This is a genomic window from Methylophaga sp. UBA5088 (assembly GCF_002414625.1).
Lineage (GTDB): Bacteria > Pseudomonadota > Gammaproteobacteria > Nitrosococcales > Methylophagaceae > Methylophaga > Methylophaga marina.
Map to the genome: position 1 here is coordinate 30952 of NZ_DIAC01000074.1, position 5971 is coordinate 36922.

7 protein-coding genes and 1 pseudogene are annotated in these 5971 nt (G+C 41.1%); 4 read left to right on the forward strand and 4 right to left on the reverse strand.

Annotated elements, in window-relative coordinates:
• From B4K20_RS09520 to argF, 3 genes are all read left to right on the forward strand, one after another.
• Nucleotides 1-179 (forward strand): superoxide dismutase (locus tag B4K20_RS09520; protein ID WP_289282740.1); only part of this gene is annotated, 179 nt, incomplete at its 5' end.
• A 156-nt stretch (nt 180-335) separates the two neighbouring features.
• A complete protein-coding gene (locus B4K20_RS09525; RefSeq protein WP_289282704.1) occupies nt 336-1535 on the forward strand; it encodes an aspartate aminotransferase family protein in 1200 nt (399 codons plus the stop codon).
• A gap of 2 nt (nt 1536-1537) precedes the next feature.
• The gene (gene argF / locus B4K20_RS09530) at nt 1538-2443 is read left to right on the forward strand and encodes an ornithine carbamoyltransferase (RefSeq protein WP_289282705.1); all 906 of its coding nucleotides are present in this window, start codon (nt 1538-1540) and stop codon (nt 2441-2443) included.
• 1 nt (nt 2444) lies between these two features.
• On the opposite strand, the gene murU is transcribed toward argF, so the two are convergent.
• Together murU and B4K20_RS09540 are read right to left on the reverse strand one after the other, a co-directional pair.
• Nucleotides 2445-3116 carry an N-acetylmuramate alpha-1-phosphate uridylyltransferase MurU gene (gene murU, locus B4K20_RS09535; protein ID WP_289282706.1) on the reverse strand — a complete coding sequence of 224 codons (672 nt, stop codon included), beginning with the start codon at nt 3114-3116 and terminating at the stop codon, nt 2445-2447.
• Complete coding sequence (locus tag B4K20_RS09540; RefSeq protein WP_289282707.1) at nt 3113-4111, reverse strand: aminoglycoside phosphotransferase family protein; 999 nt, start codon at nt 4109-4111, stop codon at nt 3113-3115. The genes murU and B4K20_RS09540 overlap by 4 nt, the downstream gene beginning before the upstream one ends.
• Before the next feature lie 190 nt (nt 4112-4301).
• Between B4K20_RS09540 and B4K20_RS09545 the strand changes: the two genes are divergently transcribed.
• Nucleotides 4302-4715 (forward strand): hypothetical protein, encoded by a 414-nt coding sequence (locus tag B4K20_RS09545; protein ID WP_289282708.1) that lies wholly within the window; start codon nt 4302-4304, stop codon nt 4713-4715.
• Between the two features lie 13 nt (nt 4716-4728).
• On the opposite strand, the gene B4K20_RS09550 is transcribed toward B4K20_RS09545, so the two are convergent.
• Nucleotides 4729-5319, reverse strand: coding sequence for a Maf family protein (locus B4K20_RS09550; RefSeq protein WP_289282741.1), 591 nt, complete (start codon nt 5317-5319; stop codon nt 4729-4731).
• Nucleotides 5320-5334: 15 nt separating this feature from the next.
• A pseudogene (locus B4K20_RS09555) lies at nt 5335-5971 on the reverse strand (alpha-D-glucose phosphate-specific phosphoglucomutase); the annotation flags it as partial.

Below are 5971 nucleotides of genomic sequence, written 5' to 3' on the forward strand. Positions count from 1 at the left end.
CTATTGTTAATACAAGCAATGCCGGTTGCCCATTAACTGATGGTCAAAAACCACTATTGACTGTCGATGTTTGGGAACACGCATATTACATTGATTTCCGCAATGCACGTCCTAAATACCTGGAAGCTTTCTGGGGATTAGTAAACTGGGACTTTGTCGCAGAAAACTTTGCTAACTAATAAGTCGTGATTTAGAGTAAATTTGTTTATTACTCTATAACATTATAAAATACACGATTTTTGATAAATGGCAGTTTCATTTGAAACTGCCATTTTTCGTTTATTGGCCTTAAAAAGCCGTTTTTTTTAATGCCGTCAGGGCAAGGAGTACAAGCCATGACAGAATCGGTCATGCCCACATACGGACGTCTAGACGTCACTTTTAGTGAAGGTAAAGGCGCTTGGTTAACTGATACAGATGGAAAACGCTATCTCGATGCGTTAAGCGGTATTGCTGTATGTAATCTGGGGCATTGCCATCCTGCGGTGACGCGAGCTATTCAGCATCAGGCTGAAACATTAGTGCACACCTCTAATATGTACCATATCGCGTTACAGGAAAAACTGGCTGATAAGTTGACCTCTTTGTCTGGAATGGAGCAGGTGTTTTTTTCTAACTCTGGTGCAGAAGCCAATGAAGCTGCCATAAAAATTGCCCGTAAATATGGCCACAGTAAAGGTATCGATAAGCCTGTAGTAATAGTAATGGATGGCAGTTTCCATGGACGCACCATGGCAACATTGTCGGCTACAGGCAATGCAAAAGTCCAAGTAGGTTTTGATCCACTCGTTCCTGGATTTGTTCGTGTTCCATATAACGATCTTGATGCTTTACGAATGGCAATTGGTCATTGGCCTGAGGCTGTAGCGGTCTTGCTTGAGCCTGTTCAGGGTGAGGGTGGTATCAAAATTCCTGATGCTGAGTATTTGGCAGGTGTGAGAGCCATCTGCACTCAACGCAAACTCTTAATGATGCTGGACGAAGTCCAAACAGGTATCGCGAGAACCGGGAAGTGGTTTGCCTATCAGCATAATGATGGCTTAATACCGGATGTGATGACCTTGGCCAAAGGTCTAGGTAACGGTATGCCAATTGGTGCTTGCCTTGTTGCTGGTAGTGCTGTGGGGATTCTACAGGCTGGTAACCATGGTTCTACGTTTGGCGGTAATCCTCTTGCATGTAGTGCAGCATTGAGTGTTTTAGATACGATTGAACAAGAAGGGGTGTTAGGTCATGTGAATGACCTAGGCAAGCAAATGCTGACGGCTTTCCAAAAACAACTTGTCGGTAAGCCTGGCGTAAAGGACGTACGTGCTCATGGTTTTATGTTAGGTATAGAGTTAACTATGCCTTGTGCTGAATTAGTTAAAAAAGCGTTAGCCGATGGATTATTAATCAATGTCACCGCTGATTCAGTTATTCGTCTACTACCACCACTCATCATTAACTCTGAAGAAGCATCCATGATTGTGGAAAAAGTAAGTAAGTTTGTACTCGATTTTTTATCATCACAACAGGTTGAGAGTGTAGCCTAGCAATGAGACATTTTTTGACATTAAAAGACCTGACTTCAGAAGAGCTACAAGCATTAATCAATCGCGCATCTGAACTCAAAAAAATGCAGCATCAAGGCGAAATTTATCAGCCTTTAAAGAATAAAGTGCTAGCGATGATATTTGAAAAATCATCTACTCGCACACGCGTATCGTTTGAGTCAGCCATGATTCAGTTTGGCGGTGGCTCTATTTTCTTGTCGCCAGATGACACTCAGCTTGGACGAGGTGAACCAGTAGAAGACTCAGCACGCGTGATTTCTTCTATGGTTGATGCGGTGATGATACGTACATTTGAACACGCCAAGCTAGAAACATTTGCAAAGTATTCTTCAGTCCCTGTTATTAATGCGTTGACTGATGATTTCCACCCATGCCAATTACTAGCTGATATGCAAACTTATCAGGAACATCGTGGTTCCATCAAAGGTAAGAAAGTGGTCTGGATTGGGGATGGCAATAATATGTGTCATTCATACATTAACGCTGCACAGCAATTTGGGTTTGAATTACATATAGCAACGCCAGCAGGATACGAGCCTAAGTCTGAAGTTGTGTCTGCTGTTGAAGCGAAAATCGAGTTATTTAACAGTGCTGTTGAGGCTGCTAAAGATGCCGACCTGGTCGTCACTGATGTGTGGGCGAGCATGGGACAAGAGGAAGAGCAACGCAAACGAGAGCAAGCCTTTGCCGATTACCAAGTGAATAACGACATTATGAAAGTAGCTGCAAAAGATGCTTTATTTATGCATTGTTTGCCAGCTCATCGTGGTGAAGAAGTGACCGCTGAAGTGATTGATGGTGATCAAAGTGTTGTCTGGGATGAAGCTGAGAATCGTCTGCATGCACAAAAAGCATTATTAGAATTTTTATGTGCGGATAGAGCTTAGTTTAACTAAGCTCTTTTTCTAAGGCTGTCAGTCGCTCCAGTGTGCCAATATCTGACCACTGCCCTTTATAGAGTTCTCCAGTCATCCTGTTATCTTGTATCACTTTCTCGAAAATAGGCTTAAGTGCTTTACGTTCAACCGGTAAGTGTTTAAATAATCTTGGATGGTAAAGTCCCATTCCACTAAACGTGAACTTTTTATTTCCTGAAAGCATCACACAGCCATTTTCGGCGAGTGCAAAATCGCCATCAGGATTGTGCTCTGGGTTATTGACCATGACTAAATGGCAGTCACAATTTTGCTGAAGTGAATACTTTGCCAAGTTAGAAAAATCATAGTCAGTCCATATATCACCATTGACTACGATAAATGGCTCATCCCCTAATAAAGGTAATGCCTGAGCTATACCGCCTGCAGTTTCTAAACTACCTTCATTTTCCGGTGAATAGGTGATGCGACAACCATAGCATTCACCAGTTCCTAGAGCGGCAGGGAACTGCTTGCCCAGATGAGCATAATTAATCACAATCTCATCAATACCAGCTGCCACTAGATTTTCAATAAGGTATTCAATCAGTCTTTTTTTTCCTGCTTTTACAAGCGGTTTAGGAGTGTGATCTGTTAATGGTCGTAAACGTTCACCGCGACCAGCTGCTAAAATCATTGCTTTCATTTAATTGCCACTATTTCTGGGGTGTTACTCATAAATTCATATAAAGGAGCAAGCGCTTCATATCGTTCACAGACGTCAAAAACATATTGAAGAGTTAATGGTAAGTCATTGAGGTAATTAGCTTTACCATCACGATAGTTTAGGCGGCAAAAGATACCAAGCACCTTAAGGTGACGCTGTAAACCTGTCATATCGAACCAACGTTGCAAGTGATGATTTTCCTCATAATTTAGCAACTTAGCCCTAATGGCCACTGATTTATAATACTCAAGCCATGACTGTTGTTGTTCATACGGCCACTGAATGTAGCAATCTTTTAGTAATGAGACGAGATCATAGCTAATGGGACCAATTACGGCATCTTGAAAGTCTATAATGCCAAGTGACTTATCATTACATACCATCAGATTTCGACTGTGATAATCACGATGCACAAAGCACACTGGCTGTTGTTTAATTTCTTCGATTAAAAAATCGTAGATAATTGATAATGATTCCGGTGCTTTTATGGACAAGTGTCTATCTAAAAACCAAACTGGAAACAGTGACATTTCATCACGTAATTTTTTTTCATCGTATAGCGGTAATCCAGCCGTTGCCTCTTGTGGCCTGGACTGTTGCATTTTAACCAGTTCATCAATCGCTGCACGATAGAGTGTGTCTGAATTCCCGTGTGCTAGTGCTTTCAAAAATGAAACATCACCCAGATCACTCAGCATCAGAAAACCGTTATCTTCATCCTTGTGGAAAATGTGGGGCACTGCAACATCAAACTTTGCAAGAAACTCATCAATATTGATAAAACTACTTATATTTTCATGCTCGGGTGGGGCGTCCATCAGAATATATGTATCGTTAACTGTGTGTAGCCGAAAGTATCGTCTAAAGCTGGCATCACTTGAAGCAACAGTAATGCTGAATGGCTCATCAGGGAATAGTTTTTTTACCCAATCAGTAAGCTGATTAAGTCGGTTATCATCGGTTGTGTTAATCATTTAATGTTTTACTCGAATATATGACACAGTTTTTTTGAGTGAATCAGGTATTGAATTGCACTTTATTTAGCTGTGTAAAAGTCATGCATGAAAATTATGCTGTTCTGGCGTATTATCGGGAATTATTTCCTGCTGGTTGAGTCAATCAATATTCATAACTCAACATAGTATTTGCAACAATGGAGTCGCCATGAAAAAAATTTTAGTATCTGCTTTATTAATAACAGCCTCATCAGTTGTCCTTGCACAAGAGTATGTCACACCTGCTGATATGCCAGAACAAGCACAAACAAAAATGTATTCTATTTTGACTGACTACAATAAATGTATGATGCAAGGACATCTAACTAGCAACTATCAAGGCAACAATCCACAAGAAGCCGCACAAAATATTTTGCAGAGTTGTGAAACACACCTTGATGAATTGAAAACGCATTTATCATCAAATAATGTTGAAACAAGTCTTGTTGAAGGTATGGCCAAATCGATGCGCTCTAAAGCAGCTCGTCAACTGATGACAAAAACAATGAACAACTATGCGGCTCAGGCATCAGCAATGGCAAATGCTGAAAAACTGAAACAACAATCAGAGAACCAAGAATAATTGCTATCCACTACTACTCATTGGGTTGAAGAATATCGACACCTTCGTTACTCAACAACTCAATGAGTTTTATGAGTGGTAGACCTATCAAGCTATTAGGATCATCACCCTCTAAACGACTGAATAAACTGATCCCGAACCCTTCGGATTTAAAGCTGCCCGCACATTGGTATGGTTTTTCTTGATTCAGATAGTATTCAATCTGCTTTTCCGTTAACTCTCTAAAATGCACAGTGAATGGTTCAACAATATGCTGCATTGTCTGATTTTCTGCATTGTACAAGGCAAGGCCAGTATAAAAAGTGACGGATTTTCCTGAAGCCATCATTAATTGCTGAATCGCTGTCTGATGGTTACCTGGCTTACCCAAAATATTGCCACCTGCAACAGCAACCTGATCTGAACCGATAATGAGTGCTTGCGGATAGGTTTCAGCAATGAGCCGTGCTTTTTCTTGAGCCAGTCGCTCGACTAATGCCGGTGCTGACTCACCTTCCAGCTGTGTCTCGTCAATATCAGGCGAATGCTGAATGAAATTAATCTGCAGCTTTTTAAGTAGTTCAGCTCTGAAAGGTGAGCTTGAGCCAAGAATAAGAGTTTGTATCATGATTATAAAATTTTAAGTGATAACGGTTGGCGCTGTTCTGCCTGTCAGTTCAGTAATTTTGGCTAGTTCATCAGCGAGTTGAATAAGGTCAGCTAGTGCGAATTGCGTGTCAGTGTTTAATTGTTCAGGATCATCTTGATAGGACTCAATATAAACCCGTAATGTGGCACCCTCAGTACCTGTACCGGATAGACGGAATATGATTCTGTCACCACCCTCAAAACCAATACGAATGCCTTGTTTTTCTGCAATACTATCGTCAATTGGGTCATGGTAGCTGAAGTTATCTGCATAACTCACGATACGCTCACCAAGCTGCTGTTTAGGTAATGTCGTTAGTTGAAGCTGTAGGTGTTCAATCAGGGCTTCTGCTTGTTCAGTGGGTACACCTTCATAATCATGTCGAGTGTAGTAATTACGTCCAAATGTTAACCAATGTTGATTAACTAATTCCGCCACCGATTGTTGTTTCACGGCCAGAATATTGAGCCAGAAAAGTACAGCCCATAAGCCATCTTTTTCACGAATGTGATTAGAACCTGTGCCAAAGCTCTCTTCGCCACATAAAGTCACGCGGTTTGCATCAAGCAAGTTACCAAAGAATTTCCAGCCAGTCGGCGTTTCAAAGCACTCAACCCCTAATTTTTCG

Coding starts and splice junctions, on each gene's coding strand:
- murU (WP_289282706.1), bottom strand. CDS start 3,116: ATGAAAGCAATGATTTTAGCAGCTGGTCGCGGTGAACGTTTACGACCA.
- B4K20_RS09540 (WP_289282707.1), bottom strand. CDS start 4,111: ATGATTAACACAACCGATGATAACCGACTTAATCAGCTTACTGATTGG.
- argF (WP_289282705.1), top strand. CDS start 1,538: ATGAGACATTTTTTGACATTAAAAGACCTGACTTCAGAAGAGCTACAA.
- B4K20_RS09545 (WP_289282708.1), top strand. CDS start 4,302: ATGAAAAAAATTTTAGTATCTGCTTTATTAATAACAGCCTCATCAGTT.
- B4K20_RS09525 (WP_289282704.1), top strand. CDS start 336: ATGACAGAATCGGTCATGCCCACATACGGACGTCTAGACGTCACTTTT.